This is a genomic window from Streptomyces sp. NPDC107522, from assembly GCF_055657525.1.
On the sequence record NZ_JBVKAU010000003.1, the window covers coordinates 38,301 to 57,299 of the forward strand.

At 69.3% G+C, this 18,999-nt stretch carries 22 protein-coding genes; 7 read left to right on the forward strand and 15 right to left on the reverse strand.

Annotated elements, in window-relative coordinates:
• Positions 1–659: 659 nt before the first annotated feature.
• Complete coding sequence (locus ACZ7L6_RS10180) at positions 660–1,637, reverse strand: tetratricopeptide repeat protein (protein ID WP_471921897.1); 978 nt, start codon at positions 1,635–1,637, stop codon at positions 660–662.
• A gap of 204 nt (positions 1,638–1,841) precedes the next feature.
• Here ACZ7L6_RS10180 and ACZ7L6_RS10185 point away from each other — a divergent pair, with 204 nt between their 5' ends.
• Positions 1,842–2,465 carry a TetR/AcrR family transcriptional regulator gene (locus ACZ7L6_RS10185; protein ID WP_471921899.1) on the forward strand — a complete coding sequence of 208 codons (624 nt, stop codon included), beginning with the start codon at positions 1,842–1,844 and terminating at the stop codon, positions 2,463–2,465.
• A 164-nt stretch (positions 2,466–2,629) separates the two neighbouring features.
• Here ACZ7L6_RS10185 and ACZ7L6_RS10190 read toward each other — a convergent pair whose 3' ends face one another.
• The 5 genes from ACZ7L6_RS10190 to ACZ7L6_RS10210 all read right to left on the reverse strand — a co-directional run bounded on the left by ACZ7L6_RS10190 (position 2,630) and on the right by ACZ7L6_RS10210 (position 6,960).
• On the reverse strand, positions 2,630–4,330 hold the full coding sequence (locus ACZ7L6_RS10190) for an acyl-CoA mutase large subunit family protein (RefSeq protein ID WP_471921901.1): 1,701 nt from the start codon (positions 4,328–4,330) through the stop codon (positions 2,630–2,632).
• A 74-nt stretch (positions 4,331–4,404) separates the two neighbouring features.
• Complete coding sequence (locus tag ACZ7L6_RS10195; protein WP_471921903.1) at positions 4,405–4,737, reverse strand: DUF3817 domain-containing protein; 333 nt, start codon at positions 4,735–4,737, stop codon at positions 4,405–4,407.
• 65 nt (positions 4,738–4,802) lie between these two features.
• A complete protein-coding gene (locus ACZ7L6_RS10200) occupies positions 4,803–5,312 on the reverse strand; it encodes a MarR family winged helix-turn-helix transcriptional regulator (RefSeq protein WP_471921905.1) in 510 nt (169 codons plus the stop codon).
• 21 nt (positions 5,313–5,333) lie between these two features.
• A complete protein-coding gene (locus tag ACZ7L6_RS10205) occupies positions 5,334–5,681 on the reverse strand; it encodes an antibiotic biosynthesis monooxygenase family protein (RefSeq protein ID WP_471921907.1) in 348 nt (115 codons plus the stop codon).
• A 10-nt stretch (positions 5,682–5,691) separates the two neighbouring features.
• Positions 5,692–6,960 carry a cytochrome P450 family protein gene (locus ACZ7L6_RS10210; RefSeq protein WP_471921909.1) on the reverse strand — a complete coding sequence of 423 codons (1,269 nt, stop codon included), beginning with the start codon at positions 6,958–6,960 and terminating at the stop codon, positions 5,692–5,694.
• A 158-nt stretch (positions 6,961–7,118) separates the two neighbouring features.
• Here ACZ7L6_RS10210 and ACZ7L6_RS10215 point away from each other — a divergent pair, with 158 nt between their 5' ends.
• On the forward strand, positions 7,119–8,750 hold the full coding sequence (locus ACZ7L6_RS10215; RefSeq protein ID WP_471921911.1) for an FAD-dependent oxidoreductase: 1,632 nt from the start codon (positions 7,119–7,121) through the stop codon (positions 8,748–8,750).
• Positions 8,751–8,812: 62 nt separating this feature from the next.
• A complete protein-coding gene (locus ACZ7L6_RS10220; RefSeq protein WP_471921913.1) occupies positions 8,813–9,784 on the forward strand; it encodes an amidohydrolase family protein in 972 nt (323 codons plus the stop codon).
• A gap of 77 nt (positions 9,785–9,861) precedes the next feature.
• Here the strand turns inward: ACZ7L6_RS10220 and ACZ7L6_RS10225 are convergent, their stop codons facing one another.
• The 9 genes from ACZ7L6_RS10225 to ACZ7L6_RS10265 form a co-directional block, all read right to left on the reverse strand.
• Entirely contained in the window at positions 9,862–10,185 is a 324-nt protein-coding gene (locus tag ACZ7L6_RS10225) for a TcmI family type II polyketide cyclase (RefSeq protein WP_471921915.1), read from the reverse strand.
• Entirely contained in the window at positions 10,170–10,628 is a 459-nt protein-coding gene (locus ACZ7L6_RS10230) for an SRPBCC family protein (RefSeq protein ID WP_471921917.1), read from the reverse strand. The genes ACZ7L6_RS10225 and ACZ7L6_RS10230 overlap by 16 nt, the downstream gene beginning before the upstream one ends.
• 1 nt (position 10,629) lies before the next feature.
• Positions 10,630–10,896: an acyl carrier protein gene (locus ACZ7L6_RS10235; RefSeq protein WP_471921919.1), complete on the reverse strand. Its 267-nt coding sequence runs from the start codon at positions 10,894–10,896 to the stop codon at positions 10,630–10,632.
• Positions 10,897–10,914: 18 nt separating this feature from the next.
• Complete coding sequence (locus ACZ7L6_RS10240) at positions 10,915–12,180, reverse strand: ketosynthase chain-length factor (RefSeq protein ID WP_471921922.1); 1,266 nt, start codon at positions 12,178–12,180, stop codon at positions 10,915–10,917.
• Positions 12,177–13,445: a beta-ketoacyl-[acyl-carrier-protein] synthase family protein gene (locus ACZ7L6_RS10245; RefSeq protein ID WP_471921924.1), complete on the reverse strand. Its 1,269-nt coding sequence runs from the start codon at positions 13,443–13,445 to the stop codon at positions 12,177–12,179. The genes ACZ7L6_RS10240 and ACZ7L6_RS10245 overlap by 4 nt, the downstream gene beginning before the upstream one ends.
• Positions 13,442–13,906 carry a cupin domain-containing protein gene (locus ACZ7L6_RS10250; protein WP_433047856.1) on the reverse strand — a complete coding sequence of 155 codons (465 nt, stop codon included), beginning with the start codon at positions 13,904–13,906 and terminating at the stop codon, positions 13,442–13,444. Before ACZ7L6_RS10250 ends, ACZ7L6_RS10245 begins: the two co-directional genes overlap by 4 nt.
• A 93-nt stretch (positions 13,907–13,999) precedes the next feature.
• Positions 14,000–15,109, reverse strand: coding sequence for a SchA/CurD-like domain-containing protein (locus tag ACZ7L6_RS10255; protein WP_471921927.1), 1,110 nt, complete (start codon positions 15,107–15,109; stop codon positions 14,000–14,002).
• A gap of 333 nt (positions 15,110–15,442) precedes the next feature.
• Positions 15,443–15,739 (reverse strand): MTH1187 family thiamine-binding protein, encoded by a 297-nt coding sequence (locus ACZ7L6_RS10260; RefSeq protein ID WP_471921931.1) that lies wholly within the window; start codon positions 15,737–15,739, stop codon positions 15,443–15,445.
• Positions 15,736–16,080, reverse strand: a complete 345-nt coding sequence (locus ACZ7L6_RS10265; protein ID WP_471921934.1) for a DUF3817 domain-containing protein — start codon at positions 16,078–16,080, stop codon at positions 15,736–15,738. Before ACZ7L6_RS10265 ends, ACZ7L6_RS10260 begins: the two co-directional genes overlap by 4 nt.
• Positions 16,081–16,306: 226 nt before the next feature.
• On the opposite strand from ACZ7L6_RS10265, the gene ACZ7L6_RS10270 reads away from it, so the two are divergent.
• The 4 genes from ACZ7L6_RS10270 to ACZ7L6_RS10285 all read left to right on the forward strand — a co-directional run bounded on the left by ACZ7L6_RS10270 (position 16,307) and on the right by ACZ7L6_RS10285 (position 18,985).
• Positions 16,307–16,939 (forward strand): AIM24 family protein, encoded by a 633-nt coding sequence (locus ACZ7L6_RS10270; RefSeq protein ID WP_274249757.1) that lies wholly within the window; start codon positions 16,307–16,309, stop codon positions 16,937–16,939.
• Position 16,940: 1 nt separating this feature from the next.
• Positions 16,941–17,591, forward strand: a complete 651-nt coding sequence (locus tag ACZ7L6_RS10275; protein ID WP_471921937.1) for an AIM24 family protein — start codon at positions 16,941–16,943, stop codon at positions 17,589–17,591.
• Entirely contained in the window at positions 17,588–18,385 is a 798-nt protein-coding gene (locus tag ACZ7L6_RS10280) for an AIM24 family protein (RefSeq protein ID WP_471921939.1), read from the forward strand. The genes ACZ7L6_RS10275 and ACZ7L6_RS10280 overlap by 4 nt, the downstream gene beginning before the upstream one ends.
• 123 nt (positions 18,386–18,508) lie before the next feature.
• Positions 18,509–18,985 carry a MarR family winged helix-turn-helix transcriptional regulator gene (locus ACZ7L6_RS10285; protein ID WP_471921941.1) on the forward strand — a complete coding sequence of 159 codons (477 nt, stop codon included), beginning with the start codon at positions 18,509–18,511 and terminating at the stop codon, positions 18,983–18,985.
• Positions 18,986–18,999: the final 14 nt, after the last annotated feature.

An 18,999-nucleotide genomic window follows, 5' to 3' on the forward strand; every position in this document is an offset into this window, starting at 1 on the left:
CCTCCTTCTCGGACGTACATCTCCTGGCCTCGACCGGGCTCCGACAGTCGACGGGCCGGCCGGACAGGGATGGGAGAAGTGCTACGTCCTCGGGAAGGAGAGCGCCTGCACTCGGTGGCGCGAAACCGCACCCGAATCACCGGCGATCACCCCCGAGCGACAACCACTGGTCGCGCCTGACACGCATCACGCACAACCTTGCTGGACAGGCTTCGCCGGATGGGCGAAGACCCCCCTGTCCAAGAGCCGGCGCCACTGCCGCCGACTCTGCTCGGTGGGGACCCAGGAACTCCCGTGACCCGACCGGCTGTCGGGGTACGGAAATGGACCGAGCGTGGCCGATCGTGGTGCATTCTCGCCGCCCGCACAAGGGGCTTCGTTACTCAGTAGTAACGGCCGGATAACCGAACAACGACCCGTCGGTCTCGGACAGCGACTCAGGGTGGCGTCAAGCGACCGGACAAATCCAGGTATCACCGGACAGGCTCTGACAGAACGAAGCCTGCGACTTACCCCCAGTAACTGCGGCCGCGATTACCAAGATTTGGTAAAGCGCGGCCGCAGTGACGCCGTATCGGCAGATCTTTCACTCGGGCAACACGTGCCCGTGCGTTTAGTGACTGGTCAGAACGGGGCTGCCGCCCCGCTCGCCGGTCCGGTCAGAACAGGGCACGTGCCAACGCCCTGCGCGCCGCCGTCACGCGCGGGTCCTCGGCGCCCACGACCTCGAACAGCTCGAGCAGCCGAAGTCGTACGGTGTCCCGGTCGTCACCGACCGTGCGCTGCACGGTGTCGATGAGCCGCCCGAAGGCGTCCTCGACATGACCGCCCACCAGGTCCAGGTCGGCGGCGGCGATCTGCGCCTGCGCGTCACCGGGCTTCTCGGCGGCGTCCTTGCGCACCCGCTGCGGGTCGGCACCCTGCACCCGCTGCAGCAACTCGGCCTGGGCGAGCCCCAGTTTGGCCTCCGAGTTGGCCGGGTCCTCGCTCAGCACGTTCTTGTACGCCTGCACCGCACCGGCCAAGTCGCCCGCGTCCAGGGCCTGTACGGCGGCCTCGAGCAACGCGTCGTACGGACCGGCCGGCACGGCGGGAGCGGGCTGGGCACCGCCCGGCTCGGCGTCCGGGTCGACGGTGAGGCCGGTGAGGCCGAAGCGCTGCTCGGCTACGGCGACGAGCTGGTCGAGCGTCTGGCGGATCTGCGCCTCGCCGGCCGCCCCCTGGAAGAGCGGCAGCGCCTGCCCGGCGACGACGGCGAAGACGGCCGGAATCCCCTGCACGCCGAACTGCTGCATCAGCATCTGGTTGGCGTCGACGTCGATCTTGGCGAGCAGGAACCGCCCGTTGTACTCGACGGCGAGCCGCTCCAGCACCGGGCTCAGCTGCTTGCAGGGCTGGCACCACTCGGCCCAGAAGTCGATGACGACGGGCACCTCGGCGGACCGCTGCAGGACGTCCCGCTCGAACCCTGCCTCATCCACATCAATAACAAGATCGGCGGGCGATACGGCGCCGGTGCCCCCGCCCTGCCGGGCGGCCTCGGCACGCGCCTGCTCCGCCTTCGCCTTGGCCTCCTGGGCCGCCTTCACCGCGGCGAGGTCGACGACTCCGCTCATGGACATGTTCCGTGGCTGCATGCGTCTATCCTCCCCCGTCCGCGCGCGTTGGTGAAAAGCATCATGAGAGCTGGTCGTGCTCTGTGCTGTACGACGCCGGGTCCCCACCCCACGCCAGTGGTTTCGCTACGAGTCGTAGCGTAATGGCACCGAGTGCCTCCGGAACACCACTCTCCGGTGATCTCCCTCACGGCCTCACAAGAACCGTCGTCTTATGGTCATGGGATGCAGACCCACACTCCCGCCCCACGCGCCACAGGACGCCCCCGCAGTGCCGCGGCGGACGCGGCGATCCTGGCGGCCACCCGGGAGGCCCTGGTGGAGGTGGGCTGGTCCAAGCTCACCCTGGGAGACGTGGCGACGCGCGCGGGGGTTGCAAAAACCACCCTCTACCGCCGCTGGTCCGGCAAGAACGAGCTGGTCGTCGACGCGGTGGCGGAACTCTTCGACGAACTGGAACTCCCCGACCGCGGCACCCTGGCCGCCGACATCGAGGGCGTGGTCCTGCAGTTCGCGGCGATCCTCGCCCGCCCGGAGGCCAAGAGTGGCCTGATGGCGGTGGTGGCGGAGGCGACCCGGGACGAGGCCCTGCGCGAACGCATCCGCGAGTCGATCGTGGAACGCCAGAAACGCCTGGTCCTGGAGGGCCGGGCAAGGGCCCAGTCCCGCGGCGAACTCCCACCGGAGACCGACCCCACGGAGTCCGCCCGCACGGTCGACCTCATCTTCGACATGGTGGCGGGAGCGGTGGTCCACCGCACCCTGGTCAGCGCGAACCCGGCGGACGAGGAGTGGGCCCGAAGCTTTGCCCGAATCCTGTCACTGGGCCTGGCACACTCACTCGACTGATCAGCACGTCCACCTGCCCCTGTCCGCCGTCCACGGACGATCCCAGCTCAGCCACCTCCAGCCCGTCCGGCATTCGAGGACGAGGCCGTTCAGGCCGATAGGGGGGTCTGGGGGGCGAAGCCCCCCAGGGACGGGAAGGGTAGGGGCGGCGGGGGCGAGAACATCTAGAAGCCGGCCGGCTCCGTGTACACCCCCCACTCCTCGCGCAGCACCCCACAGATCTCCCCCAGCGTCGCCTCGGCCCGCACAGCCTCCAGCATCGGCTCGATCATGTTGGCGCCACCCCGCGCAGCGGCCAGCATCCCGTCCAGCGCGGCCCGCACGGCAGCGTCGTCCCGCCCCGCCCGCCGGTCACCCAGCACCCGCACCTGCTCCCGCTCCACCTCATGACTCACCCGCAGGATCTCCAGATCCCCGGTGACGGACCCGTGGTGGGCGTTCACCCCGACGACCCGCTTCTCACCCTTCTCCAGCGCCTGCTGATACCGGAACGCCGACTCCGCGATCTCCCCGGTGAACCAGCCGTCCTCGATCCCCCGCAGAATCCCGGACGTGATCGGCCCGATCGGGTGCCGGCCGTCGGGATGCGCCCGCAGCCCCCGCTCCTTTATCTGCTCGAAGATCTTCTCGGCGTCGGCCTCGATCCGGTCGGTCAGCTGCTCGACGTACCACGAACCGCCCAGCGGATCGGCCACGTTGGCGACCCCGGTCTCCTCCATCAGCACCTGCTGCGTGCGCAGCGCGATCTCGGCGGCCTGCTCGGAGGGCAGCGCGAGGGTCTCGTCGAGGGCGTTGGTGTGCAGCGAGTTCGTCCCGCCGAGTACGGCGGCCAGCGCCTCCACGGCCGTACGGACGACGTTGTTGTACGGCTGCTGGGCGGTCAGCGAGACACCCGCGGTCTGGGTGTGGAAGCGCAGCCACTGCGCCTTCTCGCTCTTCGCCCCGTACACGTCCCGCATCCACCGCGCCCAAATGCGCCGCGCCGCACGGAACTTGGCGATCTCCTCGAAGAAGTCGACGTGCGCGTCGAAGAAGAAGGAGAGCCCCGGGGCGAACACATCGACGTCCAGCCCGCGCGACAGCCCCAGCTCGACGTACCCGAACCCGTCCGCGAGCGTGTACGCCAGCTCCTGCGCGGCCGTCGCCCCGGCCTCCCGGATGTGGTAGCCGGACACGGACAGCGGCTTGTACGCGGGAATCCCGGCGGCGCAGTACTCCATCAGGTCGCCGATGAGGCGCAGGTGCGGCTCGGGCTGGAAGAGCCACTCCTTCTGGGCGATGTACTCCTTGAAGATGTCGGTCTGGAGGGTCCCGTTGAGCACCCCCGGATCCACACCCTGCCGCTCCGCCGCCACCAGGTACATGCAGAAGACGGGCACGGCCGGCCCGCTGATGGTCATGGACGTCGTCACGTCGCCCAGCGGGATGTCCTTGAACAGGACCTCCATGTCGGCGGCCGAGTCGATGGCGACACCGCAGTGCCCGACCTCGCCCAGCGAGCGCGGATCGTCGGAGTCCCGGCCCATGAGCGTCGGCATGTCGAAGGCGACCGAGAGACCGCCCCCGCCGTTGCCGAGGATCATCTTGTAGCGCTCGTTGGTCTGCTCGGCGTTGCCGAACCCGGCGAACTGCCGGATGGTCCACGTCCGCCCTCGGTAGCCGGTCGGATACAGCCCGCGCGTGTAGGGGTACTCCCCGGGCCAGCCGATCCGCTCGAAGCCCTCGTACCTGTCCCCGGGTCGGGGTCCGTACACCGGCTCCACGGGATCGCCGGAGAGCGTGGTGAAGTCAGCGTCGCGCTTGCGCGCGGCGTCGTACCGGGCCTGCCAGCGTCGGCGGCCCTCCTCGATGGCGTCAGCGTCCATACCCTCGAATTTACTAGGACGTCCAAGTAAATGTCGATGGGAAACCGCCGTACGCGTTCGTACGGCGGTGCGGGTCAGGCCTTGGCGACCGCCGGGACAGGCCCACCGACCAGGGGTTCCGCCTGGCGGGTGACCTTGCGCTCGACGAAGAAGGCGGCGAAGGGAATCGTCCCGGAGAGCAGCACCCACAGCAGCTTGCCGAACGACCACTTGGCCTTGGAGCCGAGATCGAAGGCGAAGACCAGATACACGATGTAGAGGAAGCCGTGCACCTGGGAGACGGCGAGGGTGACGTCCTCGCCCATGTCAAAGCCGTACTTGAACACCATGCAGGTGCACAGCACGAGCAGCATGACGGCGGTGACGTAAGCCATCACCCGGTACCGGGTCAGGACGCTCTTCTTCATGCGTACGAGCGTAACCACCCGTTCCGGGAGATCTTGCCCGGGGTCGGCCCCGCGCCGGACCCGGCTCAGCTGTCCTCGAAGTCGTGCGCCGCCACCCGCAGCGGGCGCAGCATCGCGAAGATCTCCGCGCACTCCTCGGCGTCGTAGACCCCGAGTCCGAAGTCCATCGCCATCAGGTCCCGGGTGGCCGCCTCGACGACCTCGCGGCCCTTGTCGGTGATGGAGGCGAGCGTGCCCCGCCCGTCGTTCGGGTTGGGCCGCTTGTCCACCAGGCCCGACCTGACCAGCCGGTCCACGGTGTTCGTCACCGACGTCGGGTGCACCATGAGCCGCTCGCCGATCTTGGACATGGGCAGTTCGCCGGCCTTGGAGAAGTTGAGCAGCACCAGGGCCTCGTACCGTGCGAACGTCAGCCCGTACGGCTTGACCACCGCGTCGACCTCGGCGAGCAGGATCTGCTGGGCGCGCATGATCGAGGTGATGGCGGCCATGGACGGCACATTGCCCCAGCGCTGCTTCCAGAGTTCGTCGGCGCGGGCGATGGGGTCGAAGGGAAGACTGAGCGGCTTCGGCACGGAACCGACCTTACCGGCCGGTCACATGCTGGTCAGCCCCGTCTCGCCTTTCGGTCCACCGGGCTGTGTGCCGGCCGTCTCCCTGATCCGGAAGACCGCCGTCCACCGGTCGTCGTGCAGGCAGGCGTTCATCGGCGCGACCAGGGCCTGGTGATCGGGGTCGGACCGCCACTGTTCGACCGACTCCAGGCTGTCCCACTCGCTGGTGAGCAGCCAGCGAGCGGGATGGTCGATCGAGCGGCCCAACTGTTCGCCGAGGTGCCCGGGGAACCGCACGGCGCGTTCGAGCACGCCCTGGTAGGACTCGACGAAGTCCGCCTCCCGTCCTTCCCGGACGTGGAGCAGCCGAATGACACGCACGCGTTCCATGGCGCTCCCGTCAGGACGGGTCGAGAACGACGGGGAGTTCCGCCAGCCCGCGGAAGGCCGGGAACGGCACGGTCAGCCAGCGCGCGTCCTCCGGCGCCACGGCCAGGGCCATGCGGGGGTACCGCCCGAAGAGGGTGGTGAGGGCGATCTGCATTTCCAGACGGGCCAGCGGCGCCCCGATGCAGTAGTGCGGACCGACGCCGAACGCGATGTGCGCCGCCTGGACGTTCGGGCGCGTGACGTCCAGCCGGTCCGGATCGGCGAAGGCCTCGGGGTCGCGGTGGGCGCCGGTGATCGAGATCTGGACGAGCGCACCCTTGGGGATGAGGGTGTCGCGCATCACGATGTCTTCTGTCGCGTGACGGAACGTCGAGTTCTCCACGGAGGTCTCGAAGCGGAAGATCTCCTCGATGGCCGCGGCCATGGCGGCCTCGTCCCGGAGTGCCAGTTGCTTCTGCTCCGGCTGAGCGAGCAGATGGTAGACGGCGTTGCCGATCTGGTAGGCGGTCGACTTGTGGCCGGCGAACAGCAGCACCCACGCCGTGGAGACCAGTTCGTGGTCCGTGAGCGCGCCATCCACGTCCTGTGCCGTGACGAGTGCGCTGAGCAGGCCCGAATCCGGCTCCTTCCGCTTCCGCGCACACAGGTCCACGAGATAGTCGCGGAGATTTCCCTCGGCGATTTCCAGCTTCTTTCTCGCCTCCGGCCCGAAACCGGTCTGCGCGACGGTGGCGGACCATTCCTGAGCCTGTTTGCGCTCGTTTTCCGGGACCCCCAGGAGTTCACAGATCACATGGAGCGGAAGCGGGAAACAGAACTCCGGGAGCAGGTTGACCGACCCGGACTCGGGGATTTGGTCCAGCAGCTCGTCGGTGATCTGCTGGACGCGTGCGCGCAGCGATTCCACCCTTTTCGGGGTGAAGGTACTGCCGACGATCCTGCGGAGCCTGGTGTGCTTCGGCGGGTCCGAGAAGAGCATGTTGTCGTCCAGCGCGATCGACGAGTCACCGAAAATGCGGTGGTAGGCGTCGATGGCGCCGTACATGTCCTTGCTCAGCCGGGGGTCGGCCAGCGCCACACGCGCGTCGTCGTACCGCGTGATCAGGTACGTCTGGACACCGTGGGGCGGCGACAGCGGGCACACGGGTGCCGTTTCCCGCAGCGCGGCGTACACGGGATGCGGGTTGGCGCGGAACTCCCGGCTGCACGCCGAGGCCGCGGCCGCGGCCTCTTCGGGCGACAGTGCCTCGGATTCCTCGGATGCGAACGCTTGCGTCATGGCTGGTCCCCGGGTAGGCGTGGATTCCGGCGGTCGGATTCCGCCGGTCAGTGCCACCGTTTCCCGGGCGGCACCGCGCCGCAAACGGCACTGCGCCATATGGGTCGGGTCCCTGCAGGACGTGTGGGCCGGAGTCCGAGCTGGTAAACATCGTCGACGTGAGTGGACACGAAGCGGAATCTGTACCTGTTCTCATCGTCGGCGGATCCCTGGTGGGTCTTTCCACTTCGGTTTTCCTCGGGCGCCTCGGAATCCAGCACGTGGTCGTGGAGCGGCATGCCGGGACTTCGACGCACCCTCGTGGCCGCGGCAACAATGTGCGCACCATGGAGATTTACCGGACCGCCGGCCTGGAGTCGCGTATTCGGCAGGCGGCCGGTGTGCTCGCCGGGAACGACGGCATTCTCCAGGTGGACACACTCACGGGGACGCAGCGCCGCTGGATCATCGGGGACATCTCCGGCGGCATGGACATCTCCCGGGTCAGCTCCTCGGACTGGTGCCTGTGCAGCCAGAACGACCTCGAGCCGGTCCTGCTGGACTACGCCCGTCAGCAGGGCGCCGACATCCGCTTCAACTCGGAAGTGCTGTCCTTCACACAGAACGAAGAGGGCGTACAGGCGCAGGTCATGCGCCGGGACACCGGTGAGACGTACACCGTGGACGCCGGCTTCCTGGTGGCCGCGGACGGCCCCAGGAGCCCCATCCGCGGTCAGCTGGGGATCGGCCAGTCAGGGCCGGGCGAGCTGTTCCACAACGTCAGCGTCACGTTCCGCAGCCGGGCGCTCAAGAACCACGTGGGGGAGAAACGATTCGTCGTCTGCTATGTCACCGACCCCCGGGGCGAGGGAGCCCTGCTGCCGGTGGACAACGACGAGCGCTGGGTGATCCACGTTCCCTGGTATCCGGACCGGGGTGAAACCCTGGAGGACTTCACCGACGAGAGGCTGGCGGCCCACATCCGCGCGGCCGTCGGCGTCGCGGACATCGACGTCGAGATCACGGGAAGGGCGCCGTGGCACGCCTCGAAGCGGGTCGCGGACAGCTACGGCGAGGGCCGGGTCTTCCTGGCCGGCGACTCGGCCCACGAAATGCCGCCCACGGGGGCGTTCGGCTCCAACACCGGCATCCAGGACGCCCACAACCTCGCCTGGAAGCTGGCCTCGGTCCTGCGCGGCTGGGCCGGTCTTCCGCTGCTCGACTCCTACAAGCGGGAACGCCGGCCCGTCGCCCTCGCGACCGGCACGCGCGCGTGCGTCCAGGCGGCCGACGAGCAGCACCCGGGGTTCAGCCCCGCCGCGGGCCGTAACAACGACCCGGCGGACCTGATGACCGTCGCCCTCTGCTACCGGTACGCCTCGAACGCCGTGGTGGGCGCCCCGCCGGACCGGCCGATCGTCCCCGACGCCTTCAACCTGGGCGGCGAGCCGGGGAGCCGTGCACCCCACATGTGGGTCAGGAGAGAAGGCCGCCGGATCTCCACGCTCGACCTGTACGAGCGTTCCTTCGTGCTGCTCGCCGGGCGGGACGGGCAGACGTGGCGCAATGCCGTGGAGAAGGCCTCCCTGAACCTGGGCGTCCCTGTCGAGGCGTATCTCGTGGGACCGGAACCCGATCACGACCTCGTCCCCGACCCGGACGCCGACTGGGCTCAGCTGCACGGCACGGCGGAGGACGGTGCCGTCCTCGTACGCCCGGACGGCTTCGTCGCCTGGCGTGCGGGCGCCGCGATCCCCGACGCCGATCGCGTCCTGACGAACGTGCTGCAGACCGTGCTCTGCCGAGACTGAGCGATCCCCCGCCGAAACCCCTGCCGAATCCCCTGCCGCCCCCCCACATGGAGGACGTTGTTATGACCCTTGCCGGACGCGTCGACGTCCACCACCACTTCACCGCGCCCGCCTGGCTGGACTGGGCGGAGGCGCAAGGCGTGGTCAACCGCGAGAAGCTGCCCTGGTGGACGCGCTGGGACCTGGACTCGGCCCTGGAGGTCATGGACAAGACGGGTATCAGTACCTCCGTCATGACCGTCGCCATGCTCGGCCGGTTCCGTTCGCGCGTGCAGCGCCAGGAGAGCGCCCGTGTCGCCCTGCGCGCGGCCGCCGACGTGGCCGAGAGCAACCCCGCGCGCTTCGCCTTCTTCACCCCCGTCTTCCTCGACGACCTGGAGCTCTCGTCCTGGAGCGTCCGGTACGGCCTCGACGAACTCGGTGCCGTCGGGGTGAGCACGCGGACGAGCGTGGAAGGCGCGGTCCTCGGGGACAAGTCGCACGAACGCCTCATGCACGAGCTGAACGAACGGTCCGCCGTCATCAGCACGCACCCCATGGAAGTGCCGGCCGGGCCGGACGGCTCGGGACTGCCGGGCATGCCGCCCTTCGTGTGCGACTTCCTGATGGACACCACCCGTGCGGCCATCAACCTCATCAGGAACGGCACCCTGGACCGGTATCCGAACCTCAGCTTCATCCTCCCGCACGGCGGCGGCTTCCTCCCCTACATGGCCACCCGGCTGGAACTCTTCGGCGGGCGCATCACGCCCGGCATCGAGCCCGGCCGGGTCCGTGACTACCTGCACCGGTTCTACTTCGACACCGCGGGCCCGATGTCCCCCTCGGCCACGCCGACGCTGCTGGCGACGGTCGACCCCGGCCGTATCCTCTTCGGCACCGACTGGCCGCCCACGCCCGCCCATGTCATCGCCGACCGGGTGGCGCCCGCGCTGGACAGCGACCCCTGTCTCTCGGAGTCGCAGCGCCGGGCCATCAACCGGCAGAACGCGCTGCGGCTCATGCCGGCACTCGCCCGTCTGTCCCGTCTGTGACGGCTGCTCCAACCGGTTGCACGAGACAGGCCGCCGCCCGCGCTCGGTCAGCGCGGGCGGCGGCCTTGCTGTGTTCTTCAGTCCCTCTCCCAGTGGTAGAAGCACCGCGCCATCGCGTCCTTGGGACTCCGCCAGGTCTGCGGGTCGTACGGACTGACGTACGCCTCCAGCCTCTTGCTGATGTCGACGAACTCGGGGTGTCCGGCCACCTTCGCGATGGCGGGGCCCGGGTCCTGTTCGGCTTCGATGAAGTGCATATACACATCGCCGAACTGGAAGAGGGAGCGCTGGGTCACACCGACGAGGTGCGGGAGTTCGCCGCGGTCGGAGGCCGCGAAGACGCCGGCGATGTCCTTCGCCGACTGCGGGGCCATCCTGGCGACGATCAGGGCGTGGTGCACGAGACCTCCTCGATGCGGTCGCGGATGAGGGCCATCTGGATGGGCGAGTTGCGGTTGATGTTGTCCGTCATCCAGGCGTCGTCGACCGGGGCGTCGGGCTTCATGGCGAAGTCCTGCGTCCAGTGCATCCGGGTGCCGTCCGGGGTCTCCTCGTACCGCCAGACGATGTTCATGTACTCGAAGGGGCCGGTCTCGACCCTGTGGGCGCGCACGACGAGGTTCTCGCGGTCGGCGGTCCGTTCCGAGACCCAGCTCCACACCTTGCCGTTCTCGTCGGGGTGCATGGTCAGCCGGAAGGTGACGGTGTCGCCCTCGCGGGACAGCACCTCGCACGAGGCGTACTCGCTGAACAACTTGGGCCAGCGCTCCAGGTCGTTCGTCATGTCCCAGACGAGGTCGAGGGGTGCGGCGATGGTGATCTCGTTCTCGGTGTGTCCTGGCACCTCAGGCTCCCGTCGTCAGTGCGCCGTTGACGAGCTCGAGGAAGGCGCGGGGGCTCTTGCACCGCTCCGCGTCGGTGGGCAGCGCCACGCCGTGCCGGTTCTCCAGCTCGCCCACGATGCCGAGGAGGCCGAGCGAGTCCAGGCCGAACTCGGCGAACGGGGTGTCCGCCCGGCTCGCGAGGTCGTCCGGGTCGACGGACACGCCGGCGGCCTTCTTCATCAGCGCGGCCAGTTCCTCGACGGTCACTTGGGTCACTTCGGTGGTCATGCGGTTCTCCTTGTCGTACTAGACAGCGGATCCGGGGCCCCGGCGCAGGATCAGCGCCGCGTTGGAGCCCATGAGTCCCCGGCTGAGGACCAGGGCCGTGTGCAGGTCGGCCGAGCGCGCCGTGGAGGTCACCAGGTCGATCTCGTGGCAGACATCGAAGACGTTCGGGGTCGGCGGTATCTGCCCGTGCTCCATGGCCAGCACCGCGGCCGCGATGTCCAGCAGCGGTGCCCCGCAGTACGACCGCCCGATACCGGTCTTGGGGGCCGTGACGGGCACCCGGGTGCCGTGCGGGCCGAGGGCGTCGACGAGGGCGAGGGCCTCCGCGCGGTCCGCCTGGGGTACGCCCATCGCGTCGGCGAAGACCACGTCGATCTCCTCCGGCGCACAGCCGGCCTCGTCGAGGGCGCCGTGGATGGCCTGCGCGAGTCCCTCCCGCGACTGGTCCCAGTGCGAGGCGCCGGTGAAGGTGGCGGCATGTCCCGCCACGGTGGCCCGTACGACCGCGCCCCGGCGGCGTGCCCGGTCCGCCTCCTCGACGATCAGTACGGCACCGCCCTCGGCGGGCACGAAGCCGCGGGCCGCCGAGGTGAAGGGGCGGTAGGCGGTCGACGGGTCCTCGTCCGTGCTGAGCTCGGGGTAGCCGAGCTGACAGACCATCGAGTACGGCGCGAGCGGCGCCTCGGCCGCGCCGACCACGACCACGTCCGTGCCCCGCTCCACGACCCGGGCGGCGTGCGCGACGGCGTCCAGGCCGCCCGCCTCGTCGCTGGCCACCACTCCGCAGGGGCCCTTGAACCCGCTGCGGATGGAGATCTGGCCGGTGCTGGCCGCGTAGAACCAGGCGATGGACTGGTAGGGCCCGACGAACCGGGACCCCTGCCCCCACAGCTTCTGCAGTTCCCGCTGGCCGAACTCGCCGCCGCCCGACCCGGCGGCGGTCACCACACCGACGGAGTACGGGGATTCGGCGACGGCGGACGCCTTGGTCAGCCCCGCGTCCTGCAGGGCGGCGTCGGCGGCGGCCAGGGCGAAGTGGGTGAACAGGTCGGTCTGGACGAGGAAGGTCTCCTCGATGAGCGCCGACGGGTCGAATCCGCGGACCTCGCCGGCGACCCGGAGCGGAAGGTGCTCGCAGCCCTCTCTGGTGATCCGGTCCAGGACGCTGGCGCCTTCCTTGACGGACTTCCAGTAGGTCTCCGTATGAAGGCCGTTGGGCGCGACCACACCGATCCCCGTGACGGCGGTGCGCCGGGTGCGTATGTCACTGCCACTGTCGTTCATCGTTTCCTCCCAGCCGGCCCCGTCAGGAGCACCGCGGACTGGAACCCGCCGAAGCCGCTGCCCACGGAGAGCACGTGGTCGAGGCGGCGGGAGCGTGCGGTGCGCGGTACGTAGTCCAGGTCGCACTCGGGGTCCGGGGTCTCGTAGTTCGCCGTCGGCGGGACCACCTGCCGGGCCAGGGCGAGGACGCAGGCGACGACCTCGATCGCGCCGATCGCGCCGAGGGAGTGGCCCACCATGGACTTGATCGAGCTCATGGGCGTCTCGTAGGCGTGGGCGCCCAGGGACTTCTTGACCGCGGCGGTCTCGTGCCGGTCGTTCTGCCGGGTGCCCGAGCCGTGCGCGTTGACGTAGTCGATGTCGGTGGGGTTCACGCGCGCGTGGTCGAGCGCGGTGTCGATGGCGCGGGCCATCTCCAGGCCCTCACTGGTCAGGCCGGTCATGTGGTAGGCGTTGCCGAAGGTGGCGTAGCCACCGATCTCGCAGTAGACGTGCGCGCCGCGCGCGCGGGCGTGCTCCAGTTCCTCCAGGACGAGGACGGCCGCGCCCTCGCCCATGACGAATCCGTCGCGGTGGGCGTCGAAGGGGCGGGAGGCGTGCTCCGGGTCGTCGTTGTTGGGTGAGGTGGCCTTGATGGCGTCGAAACAGGCCATGGTGATCGGGGAGATCGGCGAGTCCGACGCCCCGGCTATGCAGATGTCGGCGCGGCCCTCCTCGATGGTGTGGAAGGCGTAGCCCACCGCGTCGAGGCCGGAGGTGCAGCCGGTGGAGACGGTCTGCACCGGCCCGTGCGCGCCGAACCGCTCCGCGACGTCCGCCGCGAGGGTGCTGGGCGAGAAGGCCCGGTGCAACTCCGGCTCGGCGGCGCGGTGGTCGACGTCCCAGCGCTGCCCGTGTTCGCTGACGAGGACGTAGTCGTGCTCCAGCCGGGTCGTGCCGCCCACCGCGCTGCCCAGGGACACGGCCACGCGCCAGGGGTTCTCCGCGGCGAAGTCGACGCCGCTGTCGGTCACGGCCTCCGTGGCGGCGACCAGGGCGAACTGGATGTACCGGTCGGCGCGTTCGACCAGCTCGGGGTCGAGTCCATGGGCGAGCGGGTCGAAGTCGCACTCGGCGGCTATCCGTGACCGCAGTCCGTCGGGGTCGAACAGGGTGATGCCACGTGTCGCGGTACGGCCGCTCGAGAGGAGGTCCCAGAACGCGGGCACCCCGATCCCTCCCGGAGCGACCACGCCTATGCCGGTGACCGCCACCCGCCGGGTCACGACAGGACCCCCGGTCGTTCGGGCTGCCCGCCCTCCTCCTGGATGCGCGGGTACGACGCGACGTCGTCGCTGATCTCCGGGGCCTCCGTGTCGACGTGCCCGAGGCTCGGCTTCGGCGCGAGGGGGCTCAGATGGAAGACCATGCGGGCTTCCTCGTCACCGACGTTGCGGAAGCGGTGCCGCATGTCGATCGGGATCATCAGACCCTGGTCGGCACGGAGGGGAAACGTTTCTCCATCCAGGTCGACCTCCAGCCTGCCCTCGACGACGTACACGAACTCCTCGGAGTACGGGTGGTAGTGCTCGCTGATGCGTTCGCCCGGCCGCATGATGGCCAGGCCCATGAACCCGCTGGTGGCGCCCACCGTGACAGGGGTGAGCAGCGTGCGCAGGTCGCCGCCGCGCTTCCGGTTGGGCTCGATCTCTCTCACGTCCACGACGCGCGGGCGCATCTTCTCCATGGTCTGTCTCCAGGTCGGTCGATGGGGTGGGGTCCCTAGGGGCCCGTCCGGCGGATCAGGCCGGCGTCGCGGGGCCGGACAAGGCCCTGGCGGTCAGGACTGCGCAGCCCTGCGGTCGGTGATCAGGCTCATGTCGGCGTGCGCCAGGAGGCGGGTCGCCTCCCGCTCGCCCGTGGGCGCTCCCGCGAGGCCGAGTGCGGCGCTGTCGAGCAGCCGCGCCAGTACGGCGGCCTTGCGCGGGCCGTGGATGCCGAGCGCCCGGACCGGATCGGTCTCGGGGTCTCCCCGTACGTCGATGAGGCGGACGACGATGTCCTCCCGCTGGAAGACGGTGCTGCGGTGCACGGGGCCGGCCGGGTCGGCCGCCGCGGTCTCGTCCTGCCGCGACAGCAGCCGGGCCAGGGCCATCCCGCAGCCCTTGCGGGCCGGGTAATAGAGGGCGTGCCGCGTGATGTCGTCCGGTTCGGGTCCGCCGCGTGCCACGTGGTGGACGGCCGGCATGGCGGCGCGGGCGAAGAAGGCCCGTGCGGACTCGGGGTCGGACAGGTCCCGCTGCTGCTCCAGATGCGGGTTGAGGGCCTCCTCGACGGCCCGTACCTCGGGCTGACGCGAGACGTGGCGCAGGGCGGCCATCAGGTCGCCCTCCACCTCGACCGTGCGGACGACCCGGTTGCCGTGCAGGAACAGGGTGGTGCGGCGCAGCCGGGTGGAGTCGTCGACGCGGGACTGGGGCGGCGCATAGCCGGCGAGGATCTCCGCGACCTTGGACTCGGAGCCGGGCTTGACGGTGAAGGTCAGGGCGTGGCGCGTGACCCCGTCGCCGACGCGTACGTCCGTCTGGAGTCCGCCGATGCCCGGGCGGGCGCCACCGGTCTCACGGACGATGCCGTAGCGCATCGACTTCAGCTCGCGGACGCAGTTCTGCAGGGGCCTGACCGTCTCGAAGTGCTCGTCACTGTTCACCCAGGCGAGGTACGGCGGGGCGGTCGCCCATTCGCTCGTGATGAGCCACTGGGACGGGTTCTCCAGGGACTGGCACAACTGGTCACCGAGGTGACCGGGGACCGACGCGACTCGGTCGCGCATCTGCTCGTAGGCGTCGAGGAACTCCTGCTGGGCGCCTTCGTGGAGATCGACCAGCAGGGTGACGCGCATCCTGGAGCCGTCGAATGCCGACTGGGATGTGTAGGGCGAAGTGGTCATCCGGAAGACCCTTCCTTCGCGGGAGCAAGCGGCGGCCGTCCCTGTCCACCAGCGGGAACGCGGGTTCCGGCCCTGAGCCTTCATCGTGGGTCAGGGCCACGGGGTCCGCGAGCCGCGCGGGCCAATTGAGGGAACTGCCCGCCGGACACGCCGGAATGCGGGTACGGATCACCTGCCGACGCGGTGTCAGCCGGGTCCCGGGGCGGCCGGGCCGTTGCGGACCACGAACCGAAGTGCCTCTTCGGAGCGCGGAGTTGGAGACAGTGACGCGCCGGGGCGGACGTACGGCTTCCGTACGTCCGCCCCGGCGCGCTGTGGCCCGTGCGCTGCGGCCTATTCGGCCAGATGCCGCTCCACGGTCTCCACCTTGGAGGTGAGACCGTCCGTCACACCGGGCCTGATGTCCGCCTTGAGCACGAGCGACACCCGCGGTGCGCGCGCCTCGACGGCGGCCACGGCGCGCTTGACGACGTCCATGACCTCGTCCCAGCTGTCGCCCTCGACGGAGGTGAACATGGCGTCGGTGCGGTTGGGCAGACCCGACTCGCGAACGACCCGGACGGCGTCGGCGACGTACTCCCCCACGTCCTCGCCGACGCCGAGCGGCGTCACGGAAAAGGCGACGATCATGCGTTGACCTTGCCTTCCCTGCGGGCGCGGGCGGCGATGACCGCGTCCTCGGCCTCGCGCTTGAGTTTGCGGTCGGCGAAGAAGCCGCCGGTCGGCAGGACGGAGAGGACGAAGTAGACCGCCGCGGTCTTCAGCGGCCACTTGGCGCGGTTCCAGGCGTCCGCCCAGAAGATCACGTAGAGGATGAAGAGAATGCCGTGGACCGCGCCCATCACGGGTACCGCGTTGAAGTCCGTGGTCCGCTTCAGCACCGAGCAGACGAGCAGGAGCAGGAACGACACCGCCTCGGGGGCCGAGACGAGTCGGAGGCGGCGGAGGGCGGTGGCGGTCTTGATGTCCACGGGTCACCTTCGGTGGGGTTCGGTGGGAGAGACGTCGGTCGGCTCGGATCACCTTGTGAACGCAAGCACAAACGCTCGCCCATTGTGGCAAACGCCGGGCGCCGGGTGGGGCTCGGGGGTCGGGTCGACGCCGGATGGAGCAGGAAGTAGGGGTGGCGTCAGGGGTGAAGTCCGACCACGGGCTCTGTCGGCGGCATGCGCCAGCGGTTACCTTCCCTGCGTGGCGATGTTCCGACTGCAGGGAAGCAAGGTGCTCGCCGTCGACATGACCGGGGACGCCGTGAAGGCGAAGAACGGCTCGATGGTCGCGTACGACGGGCAGATGGCCTTCAAGAAGATGAGCGGTGGCGGTGAGGGCATCCGGGGGATGGTGACCCGGCGGCTCACCGGTGAGCAGATGACGGTGATGGAGGTGAAGGGGCACGGGACGTGCTGGTTCGCCGACCGCGCCTCCGAGATCAACCTCGTGAACCTCCAGGGCGACAAGCTCTACGTCGAGTCGAGCAACCTGCTCGCGACCGACGCGGGGCTGCGCACCGGCACGTCCTTCACGGGGCTGCGCGGCGCCTCGCAGGGCAACGGGCTGTTCACCACGACCGTCGAGGGGCACGGGCAGGCGGCGATCATGTCCGACGGGCCTGCCGTGGTGCTGCGGGTCAGCTCGCAGTACCCGCTGACCGTCGACCCGGGGGCCTATGTCGCCCACCAGGGGAATCTACGGCAGTCCTTCCAGTCCGGTGTGACGTTCCGCACCCTCATGGGCGAGGGCGGCGGCGAGGCCTTCCAGATCCGGTTCGAGGGGGACGGGCTGGTGTACGTACAGCCGAGCGAGCGCAACACGATCGCGGGGGACGTGTGACATGGGCTTCCGCGAGATCAACTCGAAGATGGTCGAGGCGACCGTCATGCCGGGGCAGCGGCTGTTCAGTCAGCGCGGGGCCATGCTCGCCTACAAGGGCGAGGTGTCCTTCACCCCGAACACGGCCGGCGGCCAGGGCGGGATCATGTCGATGATCGGGCGCCGGGTGGCGAACGAGGACACCCCGCTGATGACCGTCGAGGGCAGCGGCACGGTCCTCTTCGGGCACGGCGGCCACCACGTCCAGGTGATCAACCTCGCCGGCGACACCCTGTGCGTCGAGGCGGACCGCCTGCTCGCCTTCGAGGGCACGCTCCAGCAGGGCACGATGTTCCTCGGCTCGCAGGGCGGCGTCATGGGCATGGTCCGGGGGCAGATCAGCGGGCAGGGGCTGTTCACGACCACCCTCAAGGGGCACGGGGCGGTGGCCGTGATGGCGCACGGTGGCGTCTTCGAGATCCCGATCACCCCGCAGCGGCCGGTCCACGTCGACCCCCAGGCCTACGTCGCCCACCACGGCGACGTGCGCAACAAGCTGTCCACCGCCCTGGGCTGGCGCGACATGGTGGGCCGTGGCTCCGGCGAGGCCTTCCAGCTGGAGCTCAGCGGCAGCGGTGCGGTGTACGTCCAGGCGTCGGAGGAGAAGCTGTGAGCCACTACCCGGGCGCCGGGCCCACGATCCACGACCCCGCGACACTGCCCTCCGACGACAACGTCAACGCCTACACCTTCTGCGTGGAGCTCAAGGGGAGCCAGTGGTTCCTGCAGAAGGGGAAGATGATCGCCTACTACGGCTCGATGGAGTTCAACGGCGTCGGGCACGGCCGACTGGACCGACTCGTCCGTACGTCCTTTCATTCGCCTCTGCACGCGAGCGACTGGGTCGTCGCGGAGGGCTCGGGCAAGATGCTGCTGGCCGACCGGGCCTTCGACGTGAACTCGTACGACCTCGAAGACGGCAACCTGACCATTCGCTCGGGCAACCTGCTCGCTTTTCAGCCAAGTCTTGCCCTCAAGCAATCGATTGTGCCGGGTTTTCTGACACTCATCGGAACCGGAAAGTTCGTGGCCGCATCTAACGGTCCGGTGGTGTTCATGGAACCCCCGATCCGGGTGGACCCGCAGGCACTCGTCGGCTGGGCCGACTGCCCGTCGCCGTGCCACCACTACGACCATGGCTACATGACCGGCGTAATGGGCGGTCTACGTGCACTGACAGGCCTCGGTGGGGCCTCCGGAGAGGAGCATCAGTTCGAGTTCGTCGGAGCGGGTACGGTCCTGCTCCAGTCGACCGAGACCCTCATGGCCGAGCAGGCCACGGGGGCGGTCCCGCCGGGCGCCGGAGTACCCGGTTCCGGTGGCACCCACACAGGCCCTTCACAAATGGCCGGTGTACCGCGCCTTCCCGGACAGCTGGGAGACCTCCAGCGTCGCTTCGGGCTGTGAGCGGTAGTCTGCGGAGTGTGACATCGAACGTGTGCGCACACGGTCATGCCACCGTGCACGCACGGGTATGTCACAGAAAACCCTCACTAGTTCGCCTTTCAACTTCTTAGGTAGACTTCATTCATGGAGACCGAGACGGCCACCCCCTGGCTGACTGATGCGGAGCAGTGCGCCTGGCGCACCCACCTGGAGGTCAACAGGCTGTTGACGTACCAGCTCGAGAAGGACCTGCAGCCGTTCGGCCTGACAATGAACGACTACGAGATCCTGGTGAATCTCTCCGAGTCGGAGGACGTACGGATGCGGATGAGCGACCTCGCGTCCGCCACCCTCCAGTCCAAGAGCCGCCTCTCCCACCAGATCACCAGGATGGAGAACGCGAACCTGGTCCGGCGTGAGAACTGCGAGTCCGACCGCCGAGGGCTCTACGCGGTCCTCACCGACCACGGCATGGAGACGATGCAGAAGGTCGCGCCGCACCATGTGGCGTCCGTGCGCAGGCACTTCATCGACCTGCTGTCCCCCGAGGCACTGACGGAGCTCGACAAGGCCCTCAAGCCGATCGCGGAGCACCTGCGCGGCCAGCGCGGGCGCCCGTAGCCAGGGCGGCGCAC

What these genes read in the sequence shown, in the direction of transcription:
- ACZ7L6_RS10180 (WP_471921897.1), bottom strand. Translation starts at nt 1,637, where the DNA reads ATGCAGCCACGGAACATGTCCATGAGCGGAGTCGTCGACCTCGCCGCG.
- ACZ7L6_RS10185 (WP_471921899.1), top strand. Translation starts at nt 1,842, where the DNA reads ATGCAGACCCACACTCCCGCCCCACGCGCCACAGGACGCCCCCGCAGT.
- ACZ7L6_RS10190 (WP_471921901.1), bottom strand. Translation starts at nt 4,330, where the DNA reads ATGGACGCTGACGCCATCGAGGAGGGCCGCCGACGCTGGCAGGCCCGG.
- ACZ7L6_RS10195 (WP_471921903.1), bottom strand. Translation starts at nt 4,737, where the DNA reads ATGAAGAAGAGCGTCCTGACCCGGTACCGGGTGATGGCTTACGTCACC.
- ACZ7L6_RS10205 (WP_471921907.1), bottom strand. Translation starts at nt 5,681, where the DNA reads ATGGAACGCGTGCGTGTCATTCGGCTGCTCCACGTCCGGGAAGGACGG.
- ACZ7L6_RS10210 (WP_471921909.1), bottom strand. Translation starts at nt 6,960, where the DNA reads ATGACGCAAGCGTTCGCATCCGAGGAATCCGAGGCACTGTCGCCCGAA.
- ACZ7L6_RS10220 (WP_471921913.1), top strand. Translation starts at nt 8,813, where the DNA reads ATGACCCTTGCCGGACGCGTCGACGTCCACCACCACTTCACCGCGCCC.
- ACZ7L6_RS10235 (WP_471921919.1), bottom strand. Translation starts at nt 10,896, where the DNA reads ATGACCACCGAAGTGACCCAAGTGACCGTCGAGGAACTGGCCGCGCTG.
- ACZ7L6_RS10240 (WP_471921922.1), bottom strand. Translation starts at nt 12,180, where the DNA reads ATGAACGACAGTGGCAGTGACATACGCACCCGGCGCACCGCCGTCACG.
- ACZ7L6_RS10250 (WP_433047856.1), bottom strand. Translation starts at nt 13,906, where the DNA reads ATGGAGAAGATGCGCCCGCGCGTCGTGGACGTGAGAGAGATCGAGCCC.
- ACZ7L6_RS10255 (WP_471921927.1), bottom strand. Translation starts at nt 15,109, where the DNA reads ATGACCACTTCGCCCTACACATCCCAGTCGGCATTCGACGGCTCCAGG.
- ACZ7L6_RS10260 (WP_471921931.1), bottom strand. Translation starts at nt 15,739, where the DNA reads ATGATCGTCGCCTTTTCCGTGACGCCGCTCGGCGTCGGCGAGGACGTG.
- ACZ7L6_RS10270 (WP_274249757.1), top strand. Translation starts at nt 16,307, where the DNA reads ATGTTCCGACTGCAGGGAAGCAAGGTGCTCGCCGTCGACATGACCGGG.
- ACZ7L6_RS10275 (WP_471921937.1), top strand. Translation starts at nt 16,941, where the DNA reads ATGGGCTTCCGCGAGATCAACTCGAAGATGGTCGAGGCGACCGTCATG.
- ACZ7L6_RS10285 (WP_471921941.1), top strand. Translation starts at nt 18,509, where the DNA reads ATGGAGACCGAGACGGCCACCCCCTGGCTGACTGATGCGGAGCAGTGC.